Raw genomic sequence first — 24,341 nt, forward strand, 5'->3', positions numbered from 1 at the left:
CTCGGTCTAGCACCGTTACACTATGCGTAACGTCGTTCCATTTTCAATGGGGTTCGGTAGAAATGGTCGGGCGCACGATCTCCGAGAAGATCCTCGCTCGAAAATCCGGGCAGGAGGCCCGCGCGGGGGATCTCGTTGTCTGCGCGGTCGATTGCGCGCTCGGCACCGACGGTTCGGTCCCGATGGCGCTCGATTATTTCAAGGCGATGGGCGGCGAGAACGTCCGCGACCCCGCCCGACTTGTCTTTGCACTCGACCACTATGTTCCGGCAACGAGCCCGCAGACGATCGAACTGCACAGCATCATGGGCGACTTCGCCAAGCGGTTTGGCATCACACTGCATGAGGCCGGCGAAGGCATCGGTCATCAGCTCATCGTCGAGACGGGACGCGCTCTGCCGGGCGGGCTCGTCGTCGGAGCCGACAGCCATGCCGTCACATACGGTGCGCTGAATTGCTTTGCGACCGGGATCGGCTCGTCCGATCTCGCCGCGATCATGCTGTGCGGCCGAATCTGGCTGCGCGTGCCGGAGTCGATCCGCGTTGTCCTGACCGGACAGCTGCCGAGCGGTGTCTATGCGAAGGATGTCGCATTGGCGCTCGCCGGCCTGCTCGGCGCGGACGGCGCCGCGTATCAGGCACTTGAATTCTCGGGGCCGGGTGTCACCACGCTCGCGCTGGAGGACCGCCTCGTCCTCAGCAACCTCGCGGTCGAGATGGGAGCGAAGAGCGGAGTTTTCCCGGCTGACGCGGAAACCGCGGCTTATTTGAAGGGACGCACTGATCAGACTTTCGAACCGACCGCAGCGGATCCGGATGCACGCTACAGCCAGACCGTGGAGATCGCCCTCGACGCACTGACGCCGCAGATCGCATTGCCGCATCTGGTGGATCAGGTCGTGGCCGTCGAGGACGCGGCTGGCACGCCGGTACAGATGGTCTATCTCGGCACCTGCACGGGCGGAAGACTCAACGACTTCCATCAAGCCCGCGCGGTGCTGGAGGCGAGTGGAGGCGTAGCGCCCGGGGTGCAGCTCGTCGTCACGCCGGCATCTCGCGAGATCCGCGACGCCATGAGCGCCGATGGCACGCTCGACGCCCTGATCGGCTTCGGCGCGACCGTGGTCGAGCCCGGCTGTGGCTCCTGCTGCGGGACCTGCGGGGTGATCCCCGCAGATGGCGTTTCGGTGATCTCGACCGCCAACCGCAACTTCAAGGGCCGCATGGGCAACGCCAAGGCGTCGATCTATCTCGCCTCCCCGGCAGCGTGCGCAGCCGCCGCGACGCGCGGTGTCGTGACCGATCCTCGCAAGGTGTTGCGATGACGGCTTTGCGAGGACGCGCGCGACTCGTTGGCGATGACGTCAACACCGACTCGATCATCAGCTCGACCCGCAAGCGCGAGAGCCTCGATCCAGCCGTTCTGAAGCAATTCCTGTTCGAGCATGTCGACCCGGCGTTCGCAGCCTCAGTGCAGCCCGGGGACATCCTGGTGGCGGGCAAGAATTTCGGTTGCGGTTCGGCCATGGAGGTTGCCGTCACGACGGTGCTCGGAGCCGGCATTCCGGCGGTGATGGCGCGAAGCTTCTCGCGCACCTACTACCGCAACGCGATCAACAACGGCCTGTTGCCCCTCGTCTGTGAGACCGGCGGCATTCGGGACGGCGACATCCTGATCTCCGACGACCTAGGCGTGATCCGCAACGAACGCACCGGCGAAACGCTGAGACCGGAGCCCCTGCCACCGATCATGACGGCGATCCTGGGCGCGGGCGGCCTCGTTCCCTACATGCGTCAGAATGGTGACTTCAAGCTATGACGACCACAAACACGCCAGACGCCATCGCTTCGACAGGATATCGTCTTCGGCTTCCCGGCCCGACCGAAGTGCCCGAGCGCGTGCGGCAGGCGATGGCCCGGGTGATGGTCAGCCACCGCGGTCCCGAGTGTCGGACTGCGATTGGCGAAACAGAGGACATGATCCGCCCGATTTTGGGCACGACGAACCGCGTCATGTTTTTTGCCAGTTCCGGGACCGGCCTGATGGAGGCCGCGCTCGTCAACGTGGTCGAACCCGGCAGCAGGATCCTCGTGATCGAGCACGGTCAGTTCGGCGAGCGCTTCACCGCAATCGCCAAGGCCATGAATGTCACCGTCGACACAGTCCCCATCGCGTGGGGCCAGGCGATCGATGTCGCCGCGGTGGCCATCCGGTTGCGCGAGCACGCCTATCGGGCCGTCGTCGTCGTGCACAATGAGAGCTCGACCGGGATCGTGGCCGATCTGGCAGCGCTAGGCGCACTCGTGCGCGACCAGCCAACGCTGCTTATCGTAGACTCGGTGAGTGGTCTCGGCGGCATCGCGATGCGCCAGGACGAATGGGGCGTCGACATCGTCGTCTCGGCCTCGCAAAAGGCCTTGATGTGCCCACCAGGCCTTGCTCTTGCCAGCGTCAGCGCCAAGGCGTGGCGCGTGATCGAGCAGGCCGAGGGACGATCGGTCTTCTATTGGGATTTCCGCCGCGCGCTGAAATCCGCGGAGCAGAACGAGACCGCGTTCACAGCACCGGTGAGCCTCGTCTATGGCCTGCGCGAAGCCTTGATGATGATGCACGAAGAGGGCTTCGCCAACGTTCTCGCGCGCCACACGCGGCTCTCCGGCGCGCTGCGCGCCGGCGGCGCGGCGTTCGGGCTCGCTGATTTTTGCAATGATGGACCGCGCTCAAGCACAGTCGTTGTTTTCAAGGTCCCTGACGGGCTCGAAGGCGGAGCCATCGTGCGGCAGCTCTACCAGGATCACCGCACGGTGATCGCAGGCGCCCGCAACCGTCTTTCCGGCAGAGTCATCCGGTTTGGCACGATGGGTGCTTTGAGCGCCGGGACCATTCTGACCGACCTTCTGCATCTCGAAGACGCACTGGCGAAGCTCGGCTTGCCGATCGAACCTGGTGCAGGGCTTAAGGCGGCCACTCAGCATCTTGCAGCGACGACATGAGCAACGGCTAAACCTACAAGGGCGAACCACGATGAGATGTCCTGCCTCCGTCCTCGTCCGAGCACTGACGCTCGTGGCTTCGCTCCTCGCAGCCGAGTCGGCATGGGCCCAGCAGAACGTCGTGCTCTATTCGGCCAACGACGACACCGTGAACAAGCTTGTCAGCGACGGCTTCGCCAAGGCGACTGGAATCAAGGTCGACGTGGTCTCGACCGGATCAGGCGTCCTTGTGCGCCGGGTTGCCTCCGAGGCCGCCAATCCGCAAGGCGACGTGATCTGGGGTGTCAGTGCGACAATCCTGCGGCTGGCCAGTCCCTACCTTCAGGCCTACCCGGCCAAGGGACGCGAAGCCGTGCCTGCCCAATTCCGCGATCCCAATGATCTCTGGCTGGGCACGAACATCCAGGTCGTTGTGATCGGCCAGAACACGAAGGCGATCGACAATGCCGGCGGGCCCAAATCCTGGGTCGATCTCCTCGATCCGAAATGGAAGGGCAAGCTCGCCTTTACCGACCCGGCCAATTCCGGATTCTCGTATGCGGCCGCCACCACGCTGCTCTCGCTGTGGGGCGAGGCAGACGCGGGCTGGACGAAGATGGGCGAGCTGCTTGGGAATGCGAAGGTCCTCAACCGCTCGACCCAGGTCTTCGACGGGATTGGCAGCGGCGAGTATCCGCTTGGCGTCACCCTCGAATATGCCGGCTTCCTGTGGGCCCATAATGGTGCGCCGGTGGGCGTCGTCTATCCGGCCGAGGGCACATATGCGGGCGTCGAAGGCGCGGCTGTCCTGAAAGGCGGACCGAACCCCGAGCCGGCCAAAAAGCTCGTTGACTATCTGGCCAGCAAGGAGGTCCAGGAGATGTTACTCAAGGCGACCTTCCGGCGCCCTGCCCGTCAGGACATTGAACTCGATGCCCTCGCAGCCGGCATGCCGCCCTTCGCGGTCATTAAGGTGCTGCCCTACGACGATGGCAAATGGGAAGCGGCCCGGCGTGAGACCCTCGCGCGGCTGAAGACCACGATCCAGAATACGCGCTAACCCATGACCACGATCCGGATCGAAAACCTGATCCGCACCTTCGGCACGGTGCGGGCCGTGGACGACATCTCGCTCGTCATCGAGCATGGCGAGCTGTTTACGCTGCTCGGGCCTTCGGGCTGCGGGAAGACGACGCTGCTGCGCATGATCGCCGGCTTTGCCGACGTCGAATCCGGCTCCATTTCCTTTGACGAGCGACGCATCGATAGCCTGCCCGCACATCGGCGCGACATCGGCATGGTGTTTCAGAACTACGCGATCTTCCCGAACCACACCGTCGCCGGAAACGTAGCTTACGGGCTGAAGGCCAGGAACGTCCCGGCCGCCGAGATCAAGTCGCGTGTCGACAAGGCACTCGATCGGGTGCGTCTCGCCGGCTACGGTCCACGCTCACCGCACCAGCTCTCGGGCGGTCAGCTACAACGCGTGGCAATCGCACGCGCGCTCGTGATCGAACCCGCGGTGCTCCTGTTCGACGAGCCCCTGTCCAATCTCGACGCACAGCTGCGCACTGAAATGCGGATTGAGATCCGGCAGCTGCAGCAAGCGCTCGGTCTGACCGCGATCTACGTCACGCATGATCAGGAAGAGGCTCTCGCCATTTCCGACCGCATTGCCGTGTTACGTCACGGCAAGGTCGAGCAAGTCGACACCCCCGAACGCATCTATCGAATGCCGCAGACCGCCTTCGTAGCCGAGTTCCTCGGCTCGACCAATATGGTACCGGGCATTGCGGGAGCTTTCGACGGCCACAACACGCAGGTCGCGGCAGCCGGAACAGAGTTCGCGGTCAGGGGCGAGATCGCCTCTCCCGGCGCACCGGTCCTGCTGTCGCTAAGGCCGGAGGCGTTGCGGCTGGGAGACGGCTCCGACGGCCCACGCATTCAGGCCCGCCTGGCGCTGCGTGAATTTCTGGGCCCAGTGCAGCGTCTTCACGCAACCCTGCCTGACGGCACCCAGATTCGGATCTCCTCGCTCGGCGGGCAAGCATTCGATGTCTTGCCTGGCGCATCGCTCACCCTCGCCTACGACCCGGCCCAGATCATGGCGTTTCCATCGCCATGAAACGCTTCGCCACCATTGTGACGCTGACAGCTCTGGTGCTGCTCGCGATTTTTCTGCTCTACCCGCTGGCGCTCGTCCTCGATGCGAGTATACGGATCGACGGTACGGGTGGCCTGACACTTGGGAACTACGCAGCGATTGTAAAGAGCCGCTACTATCTCGGCAGCATTGGCAACAGCCTGCTCGCAGCCACGCTTGCGACCGTCTTCGCATGCGCCATCGGCATCCCGCTCGCCTTCTGCCTCGCCCGGATCGACGTACCAGGCCGCGCGCTCCTCCTTACGCTTGCGACTCTGCCGCTGGTCCTCCCCTCGTTCGTCAGCGCCTACGCTCTCGTGTTGCTGTTCGGCCATGCCGGCGTCGTCACCACGGCTTTGCGAGGAATCGGCATCCCGATCGGCTCGATCTACGGCCTACCCGGCATCGTCATCGTATTCACTTTGACGCTCTATCCGTACGTGGTCATGCCGGTCCTGGCCGGCTTCCAGGCAGTCGACGCATCGATGGAAGAGGCAGCCCGCAATCTCGGCGGTTCACGGCCCTATGTGATCCGCACCGTGTTGCTGCCGATCGTGATGCCGGCGATCCTGGCCGGGGGACTATTGGTCTTCATCGAGGCACTGGAGAATTTCGGCGTGCCGGCGGTACTGGCCGAAGACCGGCCGTTCCTTGCCGTCGACATCTTCAAGCTGTTCGCTGGGGAGTCTGACGCCAACCCCGCTGCGGCGGGCGCGCTCAGCGTGCTCCTGATCGCCTGCACGGCGCTCACCCTTCTCGTTCAGCGGCACTATCTCGGCAAGCGCCGTTTCTCGACCAGTGCCCGCAGCGCGCCCGCGAAGCTGCCATTGACGCCAGGACTGCGCCTTGCGGCTACGATCCTGAGTTGGGGCATCGTCATCGCCTCGCTGCTGCCTTTCGCAGCCGTATTGATGGTCTCCGTCCTGCGCTTCCGCGGCCCCGTCCTGACCTGGGAACTTGGATTGAGCAATTACGCCACCCTGCTGTCGGGCTCCTACCGGCCGCTGCTCAACACGCTGACACTCGCCAGCATCGCGGCCGCCGCGACCATGCTGATCGGTGCTCCGATCGGCTATGTCGTGGCCCGGCATCGTTCCCGCCTGTCAGGGTTACTCGACTTCGTCGGCATGGTGCCGTTTGCGGTCTCCGGTACGATCCTGGCGATCGGGCTCATCATCGCTTTCAACAGCGGTCCTTTGATTTTGACGGGCGGCTGGCTGATCCTGGTCATCGCCTATGTCGTCCGCAAGCTGCCCTTCGCGATCCGGTCGTCCTCGGCCATCGTGCATCAGCTCGATCCCTCGCTCGAGGAAGCCTCGATCAATCTCGGGGTTTCGCCGACCACGACCTTCGCGACCTTGACGGTGCCGTTGATGGCGAGCGGCCTTGTCGGCGGGCTGGTGCTCGTCTGGATCACCGCGGCATCCGAGTTGAGCGCGACCATCGTGCTCTACGCGAGCGGCTGGGTCACCACGACCGTGGTCATGTACCATGCCATCGAGGGGACGGGCGCGGGGCTTGCGGCTGCTGCAGCCTCGGTGCTCATCCTCGTCACCGCAATCCCGTTGCTTCTGATCAACCGGCGCTTGAACCGGCAGCAAACAACCGTGATATGACCGCAGGACAGGACCGCATGAACGAACCAACCCGGCCGCTACCGAACTTCCGCAGCGACAACGTCGCGCCGGTCAGCCCTGAGATATTGCAGGCGATTACCGAGGCCAATCGCGGCCCGGTTGCCTCTTACGGCGACGACGATTATTCGAAATTGTTGAACCATCGCTTCTCGACGCTGTTCGAGACCGAAGTCACGGTATTCCCGGTCGCGACCGGCACGGCGGCCAATGCCCTGTCACTTGCGGCCTGCGCGCGGCCATACGGAGCCATCTATTGCCACGAGGAAGCGCATGTCCACACCGCGGAAGGCGGCGCGACCGAAGCCTTCACAGGCGGCGCGAAGCTCCTCACGCTGCCCGGCCGGCACTTTCGGATCGAGCCGTCGATCCTGCGTGAGGCGCTCGCCGGGACGGCTTGGGGAGTCCGTAATCGCTCGCAACCCGATGCGGTGTCGATCACTCAGGCCAGCGAATTTGGCACTATCTACTCTCTCGCTGAGATCGCCGAGATCAGCGCAATTGCCCGCGACAGGAATCTGTCGGTGCATATGGATGGCGCCCGGTTCGCCAACGGGCTGGCACGGCTCGGCTGCAGCCCAGCCGACATGACCTGGCGAGCCGGCGTCGACATCCTGTCCTTCGGAGCGACCAAGAACGGCGCGATGTCGGCGGATGCGATTGTGGTCTTCGACCGGGACCTCGTTGAACCCTTGTCCTATCGACTTCGCCGCGCCGGCCAGACCTGGTCGAAGATGCGCTATGCGTCTGCACAGTTGCTCGCTTACATCGAGGATCGCCTTTATCTACGGCTCGCGGCGAAGGCCAATGCCGTGGCCGCTCGTCTTGGAGGGGGCCTCGCTACGCTGCCCGGCGTTCGGCTCGTTGCGCCTGTGGAAGCCAATCTGGTTTTCATCAACCTGCCCGCTTTGGTCGTCAACAGGCTTGCAGCGAGCGGGTTGCAATTCGCACGACGAGGCCAAGAGGTGATCCGGTTCGTGGCCCGCTTTGATAGCACCGAACAGGATGCGGACGATGTCATCGCACTCGTCCATCGCGCGATCAGAGAAAGCTGAAAGCCAGTCAGCGCTAAAGAGAGAAGAGGCAATCAAGCGCATCCGCGTGCGAATAGCTTCCACCGACTTTAGCCTACCCTTCGGCGACATGATGGTCGGCCGCAAGGATATCGACAGCTTGCTTTCGTCCCTCTCCAGGGCCGCCTAAACTCTGTAGAGGTCAGTAGAAATCCGAAGCTCCGCCCTCGGCTCCGCCGATCATCGCGCTTCACCACGTCCCCGCGCACAATTCAAATTGCTTGCGTAGCAACGCTTATTGCACCGCGGAACGATTTGCGACGCACCATTCAAAATGAGACTGCCCGTTAAGCCGTGCATGGCTGCGACGCATGCGTTGCATCCGAGTTCGGTTAGCTTCCATCCCAAGAACTGCTCGCTTGCCAAAACGCCGCACCGCGCGGCGATTCGGGAGGGTGCGGTGAAAAACAACGACGCCCCAGGGAGGAGAGCAATGTTGAAAGGCAGTCTAGGACTGATCGCGTTGAGCAGCCTGTTACTTTCGGGCACCGCCTTCGCACAGGAGAAGATCAAGGTCGGCGTCACCGCGACGCTCGAAGGCACCTACACCGTGCTCGGCGAGGACGGCATCCGCGGCTTCCAGACGGCACTCAACGTGCTCGGCAAGAAGGTCGGCGACAAGGAACTCGAATTCGTCATTGCCTCGACTGACGCGACGCCCGACTCGGCCGTCCGCGCCGTGCGAAAACTGATCGAGCAGGACAAGGTGCAGATCCTGCTGTCACCGCTGTCAGGCGACGAGGGCATTGCTGTCAAGAATTTTGCGAAGACCCATCCGGAGCTGACCTTCATCAACGCGGCCTCCGGCGCCCAGGAAACGACCTATGTCGATCCGGCCCCGAACTTCTTCCGCTACAACATGGACGGCGCGCAGTGGCAGGTGGGCCTCGGCAAATACGCCTATGAGGAGAAGAAGTATCGCAAGATCGCGACCGTCGGCGAGGACTATTCCTTCATCTACACCCAGGTGTTCGGTCTCGTGCTCGAGTTCTGCGGCGCCGGTGGACAGGTCACCAACCGGCAATGGGTGCCGCTCGGCACCAAGGACTTTGCCTCGGTCATCGCCGCCCTGCCCGACGATGTCGACGCGATCTATCTCGGCCTCGGCGGCGCCGACGCCGTCAACTTCCTCAACCAATACCAGCAGGCCGGCGGCAAGGCGCATCTGATGGGCGGCTCGATCATGATCGACCAGACCATCCTGTCGTCCAAGGGCAACGCCAAGAACGCGCTGGTCGGCACGCTGGCCGCGAGCGGCCAGGCCGACACCTGGGAGGATCCGGGTTGGCAGAAGTTCGTGAAGGACTATCAAGACGCCTTCCCGCCCAACAAGCGCTTCCCGAGCCCCTCGCTGCTCGCTACCAACTATTACGGCTCGACCATGGCGCTGATCCTGGCGTTACGCCAGGTCAACGGCGATCTCAGCGACAACCAGTCCAAGTACAAGGCCGCGCTGGCGAAGATCGAGCTCGACGCGCCCAACGGCAAGATCAAGCTCGACGCCAACCGCCAGGCAATCGGCACCAACTTCGTCACCGAGGTCGTCGACGACGGCAAGGGCGCGCTGTTCTCGAAGGTTGTGAAGGTGATCCCGAACGTCAACCAGACGCTGGGCTACGACCCCGCGGTGTTCGCCAAGATCGGTTTGCCCAGTCGTACAGTACCGGAATGTAAGAAGTACTGACGTAGTCGCGTCCGCGGCGTGATGACTTTACCGGGGAGAGATTTGCAATGAGCGCGACACGTGCGCCCTTGCATTCTCTCCCCGGTTGTTGAACGCTATCAAAAAAAGACGAGAGCTTCTGGGAGAGAAGGCATGAGCCGGGCGCTCGCCGTCTTCCACGGCCGCTTCGGCCGGGCGACGGTCTATCAGTTGAACCGCCCTTTCAACATCCACGCACATCGCGAAGGTCATCTGATCTTCCATGTCGGCGGGCGTCCCGCATGCATCGATGTCAACGACGGACGTTACGAGCTCACCGAAGGTTCCGTCGTCGCGATCAATCCATGGGAGCCGCATAATTTCCTGCCGTCAGATCTCGACGGAGGCGCTGTCTTTTTTGTGCTCTATGTCAATGCGGAGTGGTTCGCGCCCGATGCACCGGGCGCTGACCGCCTGCGCTTCGGCCGTACCCAGTTCACGCGGTCGGCCGCACTGGACAAGCATATCAGGCACGCAGCCGCCCTCGTGTGCGGCGCACCCTCGCTGAGTAGCCTCGACGGCGAGCTGAGAAGTCTGATCGACGTCTGCTACGACGAAAGCTGGCAGCAGGCCGAGACCGCGCCCGATCCGCGCGCGAGCGGTTCCGTCACTGATTTTCGCGTGCGCAAGTGCATCAAGATGATGTCGGAGAGTCCCGGTGCCGAGGTTGAGCTCGATACCATCGCGCGCGAATCCGGCCTGTCGCGACCGCACTTCTACCGGCTGTTCCGTACCCAGACCGGCGTCACGCCACATCTCTATCTCAACACGCTGATGATGGAGCAGGCATTGGAAGCGTTGGTGGCGAGCGATGCACCAATCGCCGATATCGGCTTCGATCTCGGCTTCTCATCGCAGAGCGGCTTCACCCGTTTCTTTGCCGCCAATGTCGGCATGGCTCCGACCGATTATCGTCGCGCGGCCAAGGTTTTGCGCGCCTGACGGGCACGCGAAAAGATACTCACGATCAAGTGCGCCCCTGCAAGCCCCATTAGGATGTGCGGAACGCGATCCCGCCAAGAGGAGCGCGGTCGATAGGGAGCGTACGTTCATGGCAGGGCCTGCGGCCGGCAACGGTCTGCGTGCGACCTCGCCCGCAAGGGAGACGAGGTGAAGCTATGACCCGCTTTGTCGAGCGGCATCCCGCATGGGCGCTGATTATCATCATCGCGATCGCGGTGGCGCTGTGGCTGATCTTCGCGGTATGGCCGCCCGGCCTTGAAGAGGCAATCGGGCGCAAGCGCGTCTTTCTCAACGCGCTCTTCAATGGCGTCACGCTTGGCGGGCTCTATTTCCTCGTCGCCAGCGGCTTCACGCTGATCTTTGGCCTGATGCGCAACGTCAATCTCGCGCACGGCTCGCTCTATCTGTTCGGCGGCTATGTCGGCTACGCCATCAGCGCCTCGACCGGCTCCTGGATCCTCTCTTTCATCATTGCCTTCATCCTGACGGCGCTGGTCGGCGTGCTGCTTCAGGTTCTCGTCTTCCGCCGGATGGAGGGCCAGGATCTTCGACAGACCATGGTGACGATCGGGCTCTCGATCGTGTTCGCCGATCTCATGCTGTGGGCGTGCGGCGGCGACTTCTACCAGATCCAGACACCGACTTGGCTGATCGGACCGATCGATCTGCCGCTGATCACCGCGGTGAAATCCTCGGGCGAACCGGTTTACCTGCGCTATCCGCTGGTCCGGCTCGTGATCTTCCTGGCGTCCGTGATCATCGGCATCGCGATGTGGCTCGCGCTCAACCGCACCCGGATCGGCATGATCATCCGTGCCGGCGTGGATGATCGGGACATTCTCGCCGCGACCGGCGTGCGTATCCAGGTTGTCTTCGTGCTGGTCTTCGCGCTCGGCGCTGGGCTTGCCGGCATTGCGGGCGTCGTCGGTGGCACCTTCCAATCGCTCTCCCCGGGCGAAGACATCCGCTTCCTGCTCGCCTCGCTCGTCGTCGTGATCGTTGGCGGCATGGGCTCGATTCCCGGAGCCGCGCTCGGCGCATTGATTATCGGTCTCGCCGAGCAGCTCGGCTCGGTCTACATCCCAACCTACGCCATCGTCGTGACGTTCCTGATCATGGTGTTGGTGCTGGCGCTTCGGCCGCAGGGCCTCCTGGCGAGGCGCTGACATGTCCGTCACCCACGATGCCCGTGTTCAGGTTCACAAGCCCGTCTCAACGGCACAGCGTCCGGCCGCGCGCAGCTGGCCCGACATCAACAATCCTGCGGCCTGGATTGTGGCGATCATCCTCGTGATCATGCCGCTGATCGCCAATGGCTTCTTCCTGATCGAGATCTTTGCAACGACCCTGATCCTCGGCACCATCGCGCTCAGCCTCATGTTTCTCGCCGGTTATGGCGGCATGGTCAGCCTGATGCAGCTCACGATCGCGGGTTTTGCCGCCTACATGGTCGCAGTGTTCGGCGTCAGCGGCAACGCCAATATCAGCCTCGGCTGGCCGTGGTGGCTGGCGGTGCCGATGGCGCTGACGCTCGCGACGATCTTCGGCACGCTCGGCGGCGCGCTCGCGGTGCGGACCGAGGGCATCTACACCATCATGATCACGCTCGCGATCGGCGCCGCGTTCTACTATTTCACCAACCAGAACTGGGCGATCTTCAACGGCCATACCGGAATCAACAATGTCGGGACGCCGCATTTCTGGGGCGTCGACTGGCGCTGGGATATTCCCTTCTACTACATCGTACTCGCGGTCGCCGCGCTTTGCTATTTCGCCGTTGACTACATCTCTCGCGCTCCGTTCGGCCTCGCGCTCCAGGGCGTGCGCGACAATCCACGCCGCATGGCGGCACTCGGCTTCAACGTCAATGCCCACCGCGTCGCGGCCTATGCGGTGGCCTCCTTCATCGCGGGCCTGGCCGGCGTGCTCCAGGTCTGGAACTACCGCCAGATCTCGCCGGGCTCGGTCAGCGTCGGCGCCTGCATCGACGTCCTCATCATCGCCGTCGTCGGCGGCATCACGCGGCCGATCGGTCCGTATATCGGCGCGCTGGTCTTCGTTCTCCTGCGCACCTTCGCGCTCGATTTCCTGGTCAAGATCGGGCTCGACGGCAACCGTTTCCGGCTGCTGATCGGCCTCGGCTTCCTCGCCATCGTGTTCTGGTCGTCGGATGGCGTGATCGGCCTGTGGCAGCGCTGGCGCCAGAGCCATCGTCCCCGGATCGACCGCCCGGGCGGAGGGCGCGGCCATGGATAGCGTCGCACAACGCCTCTCGGCCGTCGGCACCGGTGCGGCACTGGAGCTGCGCGGCGTCACCCGGCTGTTCGGCGCGCTGGCGGCGCTGACCGACGTCACCATCACCGTGCGCCCTGGCGAACGGCGCGCGGTGCTCGGATCCAACGGCGCCGGCAAGACGACGCTGTTCAATTGCATCACCGGCGATTTTCCACCTTCCTCCGGCACCATCCGCTTCTTCGGCGAGGACATCACACACTTCCCGCCTTATGAGCGCATCCGCCGTGGTCTCAGGCGAACGTATCAGATTTCCGCGCTGTTCCCCGGCCTTACCGTGCAGGACAACGTCTACCTCGCCTGCCGCGGGGTCTCGCGCGGACGCTTCTCGTTCCTGCGTCCCGCGCAGAACGACGCCCTGGTGCATGCCGCCGACAGTCTGGTCCAGGCCGTGCATCTGACCGCAGTGAAGGACCGGTGCGTCGCCGAGCTCGCGCATGGCCAGCAGCGCCAACTCGAGATCGCGCTGGCGCTCGCGGGCGCCCCCCGCTTCGTACTGTTCGACGAGCCGGCCGCTGGCCTCTCGCCGACCGAGCGGGCCGAGCTGGTCGAGATCCTGACCTCGCTGCCGGCGCATATCGGCTACATCATCATCGAGCACGACATGGATGTTGCGCTGCGCGTCGTCGAGAGCGTCACGATGATGCACAACGGCCGCATCTTCAAGGAGGGCCTGCCGCAGGAGATCCAGTCCGACCCCGAGGTGCAGGAACTTTATCTCGGAGGCGGTCATGAATGAGGTCGGTCGCTCCGCCGCGGCGCTGGAGGTCCGGGGCCTCGACGTCTATTACGGCCATTCGCACGCGCTGCAAGGCGTCGACCTCTCGCTCGATGCCGGCGTATTCTCCGTCGTCGGCCGCAACGGCATGGGCAAGACCACGCTGTGCAAAGCGATCATGGGCCTCGTTCCGGTGAGTGGCGGCTCGATCCGCGTACGCGGCGCGGACATCACACGGCGGCCGCCAGCCCATATCGCGCGCCTCGGCGTTGGCTATGTGCCGCAGGGACGCCGGCTCTGGCGCTCGCTCAGCGTCGACGAACATTTGCGGCTCGCCGGCGGCATGCGATCCGGCGCCTGGACGATCGAACGCATCTACGACACTTTTCCGCGGCTTGCCGAGCGCAAGGACCATGGCGGCGGCCAGCTCTCAGGCGGCGAGCAGCAAATGCTCGCGATCTCGCGTGCGCTGCTGACCAATCCGAACCTTCTAATCATGGACGAGCCGACTGAGGGGCTCGCGCCCGTCATCGTGGCCCAGGTCGAGGAGATGCTGCTGAAGCTTAGCGAAGACGGCGACCTGTCCGTCCTCGTGATCGAGCAGAACATCGGCGTCGCGACGGCGATTTCGCGCAATGTCGCGATCATGGTCAACGGCCGCATCAACCGCATCATCGACTCTGCGCGGCTTGCCGCCGACCGCGAGCTGCAGCAGCGCCTGCTCGGCGTTGGGCTTCACGCCGAGCTCGAGCCCCAGATCGATGCTCCCGCAGCTGGTGCCGAACCAAAGCCGACGTCTCAGCCCGCCCGATCCAGCGGGCCAATCCGGATCTATGTCTCCAATCCCACCCCGCCGACGCGCTGGTCCGAGCCGGTCCCGATCGGACGTATCGAAGCAGCCGCGCGCACGCTGTCGACGCAGGTCGCCCGCCTCGACGGGACCGCTCGACGCAAGCGCGAGCCGGTCACGGCAAAGTCCTCCGGGCCCCCCGTGGTCCTGGTCGTCGGCACGCTCGATACCAAAGGCACGGAACTCCGCTTCATCCGCGACATCGTCGCCGAAAGCGGATTGCGCACGCGGCTCGTTGACGTTTCCACCAGCGGCAAGCACGCGACCTGCGATGTGTCGGCTCAAGAGATCGCACTGAACTACGGTCGTGGCGGCTCCGCTGTATTCGGCCCCGACCGCGGCGCAGCGGTGACGGCGATGGCGGATGCGTTCGCCAATTGGATCCGGCGCCAGGGCAGTATCGCCGGTGTGATCACGGCCGGCGGCTCTGGTGCGGCATCGCTGGTGGCGCCGGGAATGCGCACCCTCGCCGTCGGCGTGCCCAAACTGATCATCTCCTCGGTCGCCTCGGGTGACGTCGCGCCCTATGTCGGTCCCGCCGACATCACCATGATGTATTCGGTCACCGACGTGCAGGGCCTCAACTCGATCTCACGCGCGGTGCTCTCGAACGGCGCCAATGCCATCATCGGCATGGTCAAGGCGCGGCTCGGTCACCGCGAGGCCAGGGAACGCACCGCAAGCGCAGGTTTGCCGTCAGTCGGGATCACCATGTTCGGCGTCACCACGCCCGCGGTGCAGAAGATCGCAGCCGACCTGCGCGAGGACTTTGAATGCCTCATCTTCCACGCCACCGGCGTCGGCGGCCGCTCGATGGAAAAGCTCGTCGACTCCAGCCAGCTCGCCGGCGTCATCGATCTCACCACGACCGAGATCTGCGACCTGCTGATGGGCGGCGTGTTTCCCGCCACCGACGATCGCTTCGGGGCGATCATCCGCACCCGCCTGCCCTATATCGGCTCGGTCGGCGCGCTCGATATGGTCAATTTCGGTGCACCCGAGACCATCCCCGAACGCTACCGCTCGCGAAAATTCCACGTCCACAATCCGCAGGTGACCTTGATGCGGACGACCGTCGATGAGAACGAGCATATGGGCCACTGGATCGGCGAGCGGCTCAACCAGATGGATGGGCCGGTGCGCTTTTTCCTGCCTGAAGGCGGCGTATCCGCGCTCGATGCCCGCGGCCAGCCGTTCTGGGACCCCGAAGCCGACGCCGCCCTGTTCCGCGCGCTCGAGCGCACGGTGCGGCATACCGGCAACCGGCAACTGATCCGCGTCAAGCAGAACATCAACGATCCCGAGTTCGCCTCGACCATCGTAAGCGCATTCCGAACGCTGTTCGGACGCGCCGGGGCGCGCCGGAGACTAGCGAGGTGACCGATGGCCCGGTTTGAACGCGCTACACTGTTGAAACGGTTTCGCGAGATGGCGAAGCGCGGCGAGCCGATCGTCGGCGGCGGCGCCGGCACCGGACTGTCGGCCAAGTGCGAGGAAGCCGGCGGTGTCGATCTCATCGTGATCTACAATTCCGGCCGCTACCGCATGGCCGGCCGCGGATCGCTCGCAGGCCTCATGCCCTATGGCGACGCCAACGCCATCGTGCTGGAGATGGCCGGAGAGGTGCTGCCAGTGGTCCACAAGACGCCGGTGCTCGCCGGTGTCAACGGCACCGACCCGTTCCGCGACATGGACGTATTCCTAGACCAGTTGAAGGCGCTCGGCTTCGCCGGCGTCCAGAATTTTCCGACCGTCGGCCTGATCGACGGCGTCTTCCGCGCCAATCTGGAAGAGACGGGCATGTCCTATGCGCTGGAGATCGACATGATCGCCAAGGCGCGCGAGAAAGACCTGCTGACGACGCCCTATGTCTTCAGCGAGAAGGAAGCGGCCGCAATGGCGATCGCCGGTGCCGACATCGTCGTCTGCCATCTCGGGCTCACCACCGGCGGCACCATCGGCGCGCAGACCGCACCCAAGCTGAAAGACTGCCCGGCACGCATCGACACCTGGGCTTCGGCCGCGCTCAGCGTCAATCCCGACATTCTGGTGCTCGCCCATGGCGGTCCGATCGCGGATCCCGCGGATGCCGATTTCATCATGAAGAACACCCGCTACTGCCACGGCTTCTATGGCGCCTCCTCGATGGAGCGGCTGCCGGTGGAGCGGGCTTTGACGGAACAGGTACGCAAATTCAAGGCGATCGGCGCGCGCTAACGCCGGAATGGTCGAGGGAGAGAAACATGTCAGGGATCCTGGTCGGCGAGCTCATCCTCTGGCTGATCGTCGCGGTCATCGTGATCGTGGTTGGCGTCTACATCGTCAACTGGCTCTATCACCGCTCCTCCAAGGAGGTGTCGTTCGTCCGGACCGGTTTCCTCGGCGAACGCGTGGTGATCAATGGCGGCGCCTTCGTGCTGCCGTTCATCCACGACTACACGCCGGTCAACATGAACGTGCTGCCGATGGGCATCGTGCGTTCGCGGCAGGACGCCGTGATCACCCGCGACCGCATGCGCGTCGATATCGAGGCCGACTTCTATGTTCGCGTCGAGGCCACGCGCGAGGCCGTATCGATCGCGGCCGCCACGCTCGGCCGCCGCACCATGGAGCCGGAGCAGCTCCACGCGCTGTTGGCCGGCAAGTTCATCTCGGCGATCCGCTCCGTCGCCTCCGAAATGACCATGGAGGAGATGCATGAACGGCGCGGCGACTACGTCGCGCGCGTCAAGACGAATGCGGCGGAAGCCCTCGCCCAGAACGGGCTCGAACTCGAATCCGTCGCCATCACCGATCTCGACCAGACCGACCTCGAATTCTTCAACCCCTCGAACCGCTTTGACGCCGAAGGCTTGACCAAGCTGATGGAGGACATCGAGGCGAGGCGCAAGCTGCGCAACGACATCGAACAGGACTCGATGATCAAGATCCGCACCCGCAATCTGGAGGCCGAGCGGCAGGCGCTCGAAATCGAGCGCGAGAGCGAGACCGCCCGTTTGGACCAGGAACGCGACATCGAGATGCGCCGGGCGCTCCAGCGCACTGAAGTGGCCCGAGAACGTGCGCTGCGCGAGACCGAGGCCGAGCAGGCCCAGATCTCCGCGCGCGAGGCGATCGAGCGCTCGCGGATCGCCAATGAACAGGCGATTGCGGAGGCCCGCATCGCCTCCGAGCGCGAGACCCGCCAGAAGGAAATCGAGCGCACCCGCACCATCGAGGAGAAGGAGCTGCTGGCCCGCGAGGACATCGAGAAAACGAGGATCGCCAACCAGCGCTCCATCGACACGACCCGCATTGCCTCGGAACGCGAGGTCCGACAGCGCGAAATCGAGCGGATGCGCACCGTCGAGGAAGCCGAGATCGCGGCCCGCGAGGCCATCGAGAAGGCCAGAATCCAGCAGGACCGTGTCGTCACCGACGCCCGCATCGCCAACGAGGAAGAGACCCGGCGCCGCGAGATCGAGCGCACCCGCGCCGTCGACGAAGCCGAGATCGCCGCCCGCGAGGCCACCGAAAAAGCTCGCATCGCCCAGACGTTGATCGTCAATGTTGAGCGCATCTCCTCCGACGAGCGCACCCGCGCGCTGGAGATCCATCAGGTGCGTACCATTCAGGAGGCCGAGATCGAGGCCCAACGCGCCGTCGAGGCCGCCCGCATCGCCCGCGAGCGGGCGCTGGCCGCCGAGCGCATCGCCGCCGAGCAGAACACGCGGCAGTTGGAGATCGAGCGCGACCAGACGCTGGAAGTCGCCGGCATCGCCGCGCGCGAGACCACCGAGGCCTCGCGCATCGCCCAGGAGGAGCGCGTCCGCGCGCTGGAGATCGCCCGCAACCGTGCCGTCGAGGAAGCCGACATCGCCTCCCGCGAGGCGATCGAGGCGGCGCGCATCGCCCAGGAGAAGGCTGTCGCGGCCGAGCGCATCCAGGCAGAGCGCGACACGCGCTCGCTCGAAATCGAACGGACCGGCGTGCTTGAGGCTGCCGAGCTGAAGCGGCGCGATGCTATCGAACGCCAGCGCATTACCGTCGATCTCGCCCTCGAAGCCGAGCGGATCAACTCCTCCAAGAAGCGCGAAGTCCTCAATATCGAGCAGAAGAAGGCCATCGAGATCGCCGACGAGGACCGCGTCATCGCGCTCTCCGCCAAGAAATCCGAGCGGATCGACGCGGACCGCCAGGTGAGGCAGGCCGAGATCGTCGCCCGCAAGGAGGTCGAGACCACCGACGTCTCACGCGAGCAGGCACTGGAAACTGCCCGCCTCGAGCGCCGCCGCTCGATCGAGCAGCTCGAGGTCGCCCGCGTCCAGTCGCTCCAGGAGGCCGAGATCGCTTCCCGCGAGGAGGTGGAGCGCGCGCGCATTGCCTCCGACCGGGGCCTGGACGAGGCCCGCGTCGGCCGCGAACGCGAGCTGCGCAAGCTCGAGGTCAACCGCGAGAAGGAGGTCGAGACAGTCCTGATGGAGAAGGCGATTGCGATTCATCTGAAGTCGCTGGAGGAGTCCGCGGCCAAGGCCTCGGCCGAGGAAGCGCGGATGCATGCAACGGAAGCCACCGAGCGTGTGATCACCGCGCGCGAGAGCGAGATCGCCAAGCGCCGAAAAACGGTGGAGATTTTGCTCGCCGAAAAGCAGGCCGAGGAGACCCGGATTGCCGCCGACGCCGAGCGCGTCCGCGCCACCGTCGAGGCCGAGGCCCAGCGAATGCTCAACGAGGCCGAGAACGTGCTTACCGACCAGGCGCGCTACTCGCTGTTCCGCCGAAAGCTGCTCGACCGCATCGAGGGCATCGTGCGCGAGAGCGTCAAGCCGATGGAGAAGATCGAGGGCATCCGTATCCTCCAGGTCGATGGCCTCAACGGCAACGGCCATGGCGGCAATGGCGGCCGCAGCGCCACCGACGAGGTGATCGACTCGGCGCTGCGCTACCGCGTGCAGGCGCCGCTGATCGATTCACTCCTGGCCGACATCGGCGTCGAGGGCGGAAGCCTCGCCAAGATGCCGGGTCTGATCCGCGAGGCCCGCGACATGCAGGGCATCAAGGAGTCCGCGCGCAAGGGCGGCGGTGGCGGTGACAAGCCGGCGGCCTCCCCGCCTGCGGCCGAAGGCGGCAGCGAACCGCCGACCGAACGCGGCCCGCGGAAGAAGAGCTGAGGTCTGACCCATGCCCCGCGTCTACGTCTCCACCGTCGTCAATGCGCGCAACGACCGAGTCTGGGCGCGGGTGCGCGACTTCAACGGCCTGCCGAATTGGCATCCCGCCATCGCCGAAAGCCGGATCGAGGGCGGCGAGCCCGCGGACAAGATCGGCTGTGTCAGGGATTTCCGCCTGCGCAACGGCGACCGCATCCGCGAGAAGCTGCTCGGCCTCTCCGACTACGACATGTTCTGCACCTACTCGATCCTGGAATCCCCGATGGGCGTCGAGAACTACGTCGCGACGCTCCGGCTAACGCCCGTCACCGACGGCGACCAGACCTTTGTGGAATGGACCGCCGAGTTCGACTGCCCGCCGGAACGCGAAACGGAGCTCGTCGGCAATATCGGCGGCGGCGTGTTCCAGGGCGGGTTTGATGCCTTGAAACGCGTGTTCGGAGGCTGACGGCGTGCCACATGTCGTCAAAAGCACGATCCTGGACGTGCCGACCGATGCGGCGTGGTCGGTGCTGCGCGATTTCAACGGGCACGACCGCTGGCACCCGGCGGTTGCGACATCGAGCATCGAACGCGCACACTCCTCGGACAAGATAGGGTGCGTCAGGCGGTTCAAGCTGCAGGACGGCTCCGAACTGCGCGAACAATTGCTGGCGCTGTCCGACCTTGAGCAAAGTTTCAGCTACTGCCTGCTCGATACCCCGATCCCTATGTTCAACTATGTCGCCCATGTGCGCCTGCTGCCGGTCACCGACGGCGACCGCACGTTCTGGCACTGGGAGTCCCGCTTCACGACCAGGCCCGAGGATCGGGACCGCATCACCCACATGGTCGCGGACGATATTTATCAAGCCGGGTTCGACGCAATCCGCCGGCATCTGAAGGAGGCCGCTTAAGCCATGGCCGTCACAGTGAAGACTTTTGCGAGCGCCAGTGAGGCGGCTGGCGCGCTCTCCTCAGACCGCAGCGCACGGTATCTCGGTGGCGGCACGCTGGTGATGCGGGCGCTGAACGAGGGCGACGTTTCGATCTCGACTGTGGTTCGTGCGCAGGACCAGGCGCTGACCCGGGTCGACGCATCCGGCCCGCGCATTACGCTCGGCGCCGGCGTCACCTTCGCCCGCGTGCTCGCCGAACGGGACCTTGCCTTCCTGCACGCCCCGGCACGTTCGATCGGCGGTCCCGCGGTGCGCAACATGGGCACCATCGGCGGCAACCTCTTCGCCCAAAACCCCTATGGCGATTTCACCGTCGCGCTGCTGGCGCTCGACGCCACCGTCGCCGTGCAAGGCGGCTTTGGCTCGCGCGACGTCCCGATCGAGGAATTCTTGCAAGCGCGCGAGCGTCAGGCCGGGACTTTGGTGCTGTCGGTGTCCTGCACCCGACCGGCGAGCGCGGAGGCGTTCCGGTATCGCAAGATCGCACGCATCAAGCCGAAGGGCGGCTCGGTCATCACGCTTGCCGCGCATCTGCCGATCAGCGGCGGCCGGATCGCGGGCGCCCGCATCGCGCTGGGTTCGATGGCGCCGACGCAGATCCGCGCCCGCGCTGCCGAGCGCGCGCTCGAGGGCCGCTCGCTGGATGCCGCGACCATCGCGGCTGCCGCATCCGCAGCGACCGAAGGAACATCGCCATCCGACAACGCGCTCGGCAGCGCCTGGTATCGCCGCGAGATCGTTGGCGTACATCTCCGCCGCCTGCTGTCCGGCCAAGAATAAACAGAGAATAGAGCCCCATGACCAAGGTCCCCCTGCAATTTCGTCACAACGGCCACGAGGTCGCGATTTTCGTCGACGGCGGCACCAATCTGCTGGTCGCGCTGCGCGAGCTGATCGGCGACATGACGCCGAAATTCGGCTGCGGTCAGGGCGGCTGCGGCACCTGCAGCGTCCTGATCGACGGCGAGCTTCACCTCTCCTGCCTAACACTGGCTGAAACCGTCACCGGTCGCTCCGTCGAAACGCTCGACGGCATGAAGCAGGGACCAAATCTGCATCGGCTCCAGCGCGCCTTTGCCGACCATTTTGCCGCCCAATGCGGCTATTGCACGCCGGGCATGCTGATGGCCGCTAAGGCCCTGCTTGATCGCAATCCGTCGCCGTCTCGCGACGAGGTCGTCGAGGGCATTTCCGGCAACATCTGCCGCTGCACCGGCTACGAGCCGATCATCAATGCCATTCTGGCCGTCGCAGGCGGCCGGGCCAGCGCCTGAAGGACGTCACCATGCTGGAACTGCGCAAAGACATCTTCGCCGACGAGCGCGACGATAACTTGAAGGAAATTGGCAAGGGCACCCAGCGCCAGGACATGCTCGGGCATGTCACGGGCACCTCTAGCTATTTCAACGACCACAAGCTGCAGGGCATGCTTCATCTGAAAGTCTTGCGCTCGACGCAGGCCCATGCAAGGATTCGCCGCATCGATACCACGGAGGCTGAACGTTCCGCTGGTGTGCGCCGGATCATTCGCGGCGCCGACGTGCCAGTCAATCTCAATACGCTTCTCAGCCTGATCAATTTCGGCAAGGACGACGAGCCAACGCTGGCGGTCGACAAGGTCCGATACAAGGGCGAACCGATCGTCGCCATCGTCGCCGACAGCGAGCGCGAGGCCTTTGAGGCGGCCGCAAAGGTCAAGGTCGATTACGAACCGCTGCCAGCGGTTTTTGACGTCGAGGACGCGCTCAAGCCCGGCGCGCCCGTGGTCAACGAGACCTACCCGAAGAACACTTTCACCTATCACGAGACCTACGACCACCAGAAGCTCCGCTTTGGCGACGCCGATGCAGCGCTGGCGACAGCCGATCATTTGCTGGAGCAGCGCTACCAGATGTCGCCGATCGAGCACGCGCCGACCGAGACCAACGGCGCGATCGCAGCACCCGACACCAACGGCCGCTATGTCGTCTACACTTCGACGCAGGCGCTGTTCTTCTCGGTCGACACCTGCGCAAAAATTCTGGACGTGCCCTCCAACACCTTCCACTTCATCGGCGGCACCGTCGGCGGCGGCTTTGGCGGCAAGGTCGACACGCTGACTGAGCCGCTCGCCATCCTCGGCGCGATGCTGACCGGGCGCCCCGTGCGCTACGTATTCGGGCGCGAGGAGGAGATGCAATACGGCCCACCGCGCGGCGCCGAGCGCATCTACATCAAGGACGGCGTGATGCGCGACGGCCGTGTCGTCGCGCGAAAGATCCGGTGCTATTTCGACAGCGGCGCCTATACGCGCCTATCCAGCTACGCCGCCGTGAAGTGCGCCGCACATCTGCCCGGGCCCTACACAATTCCGAACGTTTATGGCGACGTCTATTGCGTCTTCACCAATCGTACGCCGGCAACTGCCATGCGCGGCTTCGGCGTCACCGCGATGGACTTTGCGATCGAGTGCCAGATGGACAAGCTGGCGCACCTCGTCAACATGGACCCGATGGAGTTCCGGATTCTGAACGCCTATCGCGACGGCGACATGAAAGCGCACCGGCGCGAAGCCAAAAACACAGCGCTGATCGAATGCGTGCAGGTCGCGGCCGAGAAGGCAAAATGGCCGCTCCGCGAGGAGTTCAAGCGCGCGTCCTCGCGCAAGGATGGTGGCGGCAGCCGCGCCGTGATCCCGCCGACGCCGACGGATTCGCGGGCACGGCCTGCGGCACCGGCCCAGCAGCGCACCAGCTATGACCGGCTCCCGCCCACCGTCACCCGCGAACCGCCGCGCGAACCACCACCACCGGCCCCTCCGCCGCCCTCGCCGCGGCCCGCGGCACCCGCGCATGGCGCGACCCGTTTCTCGTCGGTCTTCGGCAGGAGGCGCTAGATGACCCGGCATCGCGGACGCGGTATCGCGTCGATCAACTACCCCATCGGCATGAATCTCGGCGGCGACCCCAGCCAGGCACTGGTGCATTCCAACCCGAGTGGCAAGTTCACGGTGGCGTTGTCGTCGATCGACCTCGGCCAGGGCATGAAGTCGGTGACGCGGCAGATCTGCGCCGAGACGCTGGGTGTGCCCGTCGAGGACGTCTATGTCGACACTGCGGATTCCGACACCGGCCCGCACTGCATGGGCTCGTTCGCCTCGCGTGGCACCCACCGCGTCGGCAATGCCGTTATGGCGGCCGCCCGCGAGGCGCGCGGTGTGATGATGGAGGCGGCGGCCGAGGAGCTGGAGGTCAACGCCGCCGATCTCGAGACCGACGGGCGCGGCAACATCCACGTCAAGGGCGCGCCGCACCGCTCGATCTCGACCAAGGATGTCGCGATCGCCGCGCAGTTCAAGCAAGGCAAAACCATCTCCGGCCGCGGCATCTTCCTGGTCCCGCTCTCCGAAGTGAATCCGGAAACCGGCGAGATGTCGCCCGCCACATGCTATGCCCATGCCTGCCTTGTCGCCGAGGTCGATGTCGACGACGAGACCGGAGAGGTCGCGATGGTCCGCATGGACTCGGCCTATGAGCTCGGCCGCGCGCTCAATCCGCGCCTGGTCGAGCAGCAGCTCGTCGGCGGCGCTTGGATGGGCGTGAGCCACGCGCTCTACGAAACGACAGAACCTCATTACCCCGAGCCCCTGCACGGCCCGCGCGACTTCGTCGAGTATCTGATGCCTGGCCCCGGTGACATCTGCCCACATGATATCGCGGTGCTGGAGCGCCCTGCCCCTGATGGTCCGTTCGGCGCCAAGGGCCCCGGTGAGATGTGCGCCAATCCAGTGTTGCCGGCGGTCGCCAATGCGATCTTCAACGCGGTCGGCGTGCGCATCGACGATCTGCCGATTACGCCTGAAAAAGTGCTGCGCGCGATCAAGGCTCAGGGCGGCGCGCGACCGCCGGCGCGGCGCTAGAGGTTTC

The 24,341-nt window shown here is 64.8% G+C and carries 21 protein-coding genes; all 21 read left to right on the top strand.

The annotated features are described in order from the left end of the window. Nucleotides 1–62: 62 nt before the first annotated feature. Nucleotides 63–1,325, top strand: coding sequence for a 3-isopropylmalate dehydratase large subunit (locus ACPPVR_RS27930; protein WP_426609775.1), 1,263 nt, complete (start codon nt 63–65; stop codon nt 1,323–1,325). Then, nucleotides 1,322–1,819, top strand: a complete 498-nt coding sequence (locus tag ACPPVR_RS27935; RefSeq protein WP_426609776.1) for an alpha-IPM isomerase — start codon at nt 1,322–1,324, stop codon at nt 1,817–1,819. The genes ACPPVR_RS27930 and ACPPVR_RS27935 overlap by 4 nt, the downstream gene beginning before the upstream one ends. Then, complete coding sequence (locus tag ACPPVR_RS27940) at nt 1,816–2,994, top strand: pyridoxal-phosphate-dependent aminotransferase family protein (RefSeq protein WP_426609777.1); 1,179 nt, start codon at nt 1,816–1,818, stop codon at nt 2,992–2,994. The genes ACPPVR_RS27935 and ACPPVR_RS27940 overlap by 4 nt, the downstream gene beginning before the upstream one ends. A 31-nt stretch (nt 2,995–3,025) precedes the next feature. After that, nucleotides 3,026–4,033, top strand: a complete 1,008-nt coding sequence (locus ACPPVR_RS27945) for an extracellular solute-binding protein (protein WP_426609778.1) — start codon at nt 3,026–3,028, stop codon at nt 4,031–4,033. 3 nt (nt 4,034–4,036) lie between these two features. Beyond that, nucleotides 4,037–5,098 (top strand): ABC transporter ATP-binding protein, encoded by a 1,062-nt coding sequence (locus ACPPVR_RS27950; RefSeq protein ID WP_426609779.1) that lies wholly within the window; start codon nt 4,037–4,039, stop codon nt 5,096–5,098. Beyond that, nucleotides 5,095–6,732 carry an ABC transporter permease gene (locus tag ACPPVR_RS27955; RefSeq protein ID WP_426609780.1) on the top strand — a complete coding sequence of 546 codons (1,638 nt, stop codon included), beginning with the start codon at nt 5,095–5,097 and terminating at the stop codon, nt 6,730–6,732. The genes ACPPVR_RS27950 and ACPPVR_RS27955 overlap by 4 nt, the downstream gene beginning before the upstream one ends. A 17-nt stretch (nt 6,733–6,749) precedes the next feature. Further along, entirely contained in the window at nt 6,750–7,805 is a 1,056-nt protein-coding gene (locus tag ACPPVR_RS27960; protein WP_426609781.1) for a threonine aldolase family protein, read from the top strand. A gap of 451 nt (nt 7,806–8,256) precedes the next feature. Beyond that, nucleotides 8,257–9,507, top strand: coding sequence for an ABC transporter substrate-binding protein (locus tag ACPPVR_RS27965; protein WP_426609782.1), 1,251 nt, complete (start codon nt 8,257–8,259; stop codon nt 9,505–9,507). A gap of 132 nt (nt 9,508–9,639) precedes the next feature. Further along, nucleotides 9,640–10,467: an AraC family transcriptional regulator gene (locus ACPPVR_RS27970; protein ID WP_426609783.1), complete on the top strand. Its 828-nt coding sequence runs from the start codon at nt 9,640–9,642 to the stop codon at nt 10,465–10,467. A 176-nt stretch (nt 10,468–10,643) separates the two neighbouring features. Then, nucleotides 10,644–11,654, top strand: a complete 1,011-nt coding sequence (locus ACPPVR_RS27975) for a branched-chain amino acid ABC transporter permease (protein WP_426609784.1) — start codon at nt 10,644–10,646, stop codon at nt 11,652–11,654. A 1-nt stretch (nt 11,655) separates the two neighbouring features. Continuing rightward, nucleotides 11,656–12,744, top strand: a complete 1,089-nt coding sequence (locus tag ACPPVR_RS27980) for a branched-chain amino acid ABC transporter permease (RefSeq protein WP_426609785.1) — start codon at nt 11,656–11,658, stop codon at nt 12,742–12,744. Beyond that, the gene (locus ACPPVR_RS27985) at nt 12,737–13,519 is read left to right on the top strand and encodes an ABC transporter ATP-binding protein (RefSeq protein WP_426609786.1); all 783 of its coding nucleotides are present in this window, start codon (nt 12,737–12,739) and stop codon (nt 13,517–13,519) included. The genes ACPPVR_RS27980 and ACPPVR_RS27985 overlap by 8 nt, the downstream gene beginning before the upstream one ends. Further along, nucleotides 13,512–15,728, top strand: a complete 2,217-nt coding sequence (locus ACPPVR_RS27990; RefSeq protein WP_426609787.1) for an ABC transporter permease — start codon at nt 13,512–13,514, stop codon at nt 15,726–15,728. Before ACPPVR_RS27985 ends, ACPPVR_RS27990 begins: the two co-directional genes overlap by 8 nt. A gap of 3 nt (nt 15,729–15,731) precedes the next feature. Next, the gene (locus tag ACPPVR_RS27995; protein WP_426609788.1) at nt 15,732–16,565 is read left to right on the top strand and encodes a phosphoenolpyruvate hydrolase family protein; all 834 of its coding nucleotides are present in this window, start codon (nt 15,732–15,734) and stop codon (nt 16,563–16,565) included. Between the two features lie 26 nt (nt 16,566–16,591). Next, a complete protein-coding gene (locus ACPPVR_RS28000) occupies nt 16,592–19,498 on the top strand; it encodes a flotillin domain-containing protein (protein WP_426609789.1) in 2,907 nt (968 codons plus the stop codon). Nucleotides 19,499–19,508: 10 nt separating this feature from the next. Further along, entirely contained in the window at nt 19,509–19,946 is a 438-nt protein-coding gene (locus tag ACPPVR_RS28005) for an SRPBCC family protein (RefSeq protein ID WP_426609790.1), read from the top strand. A 4-nt stretch (nt 19,947–19,950) separates the two neighbouring features. Beyond that, nucleotides 19,951–20,394 (top strand): SRPBCC family protein, encoded by a 444-nt coding sequence (locus ACPPVR_RS28010; protein ID WP_426609791.1) that lies wholly within the window; start codon nt 19,951–19,953, stop codon nt 20,392–20,394. A 3-nt stretch (nt 20,395–20,397) separates the two neighbouring features. Beyond that, the gene (locus ACPPVR_RS28015; RefSeq protein WP_426609792.1) at nt 20,398–21,216 is read left to right on the top strand and encodes an FAD binding domain-containing protein; all 819 of its coding nucleotides are present in this window, start codon (nt 20,398–20,400) and stop codon (nt 21,214–21,216) included. Between the two features lie 17 nt (nt 21,217–21,233). Then, nucleotides 21,234–21,710 (top strand): (2Fe-2S)-binding protein, encoded by a 477-nt coding sequence (locus ACPPVR_RS28020; protein ID WP_426609793.1) that lies wholly within the window; start codon nt 21,234–21,236, stop codon nt 21,708–21,710. A gap of 11 nt (nt 21,711–21,721) precedes the next feature. Continuing rightward, entirely contained in the window at nt 21,722–23,311 is a 1,590-nt protein-coding gene (locus ACPPVR_RS28025) for a xanthine dehydrogenase family protein molybdopterin-binding subunit (RefSeq protein ID WP_426609794.1), read from the top strand. Continuing rightward, nucleotides 23,312–24,334, top strand: a complete 1,023-nt coding sequence (locus ACPPVR_RS28030) for a xanthine dehydrogenase family protein molybdopterin-binding subunit (protein WP_426609795.1) — start codon at nt 23,312–23,314, stop codon at nt 24,332–24,334. Nucleotides 24,335–24,341: the final 7 nt, after the last annotated feature.

The sequence above is a fragment of the Bradyrhizobium sp. McL0616 genome, from assembly GCF_049993385.1.
GTDB lineage: Bacteria > Pseudomonadota > Alphaproteobacteria > Rhizobiales > Xanthobacteraceae > Bradyrhizobium.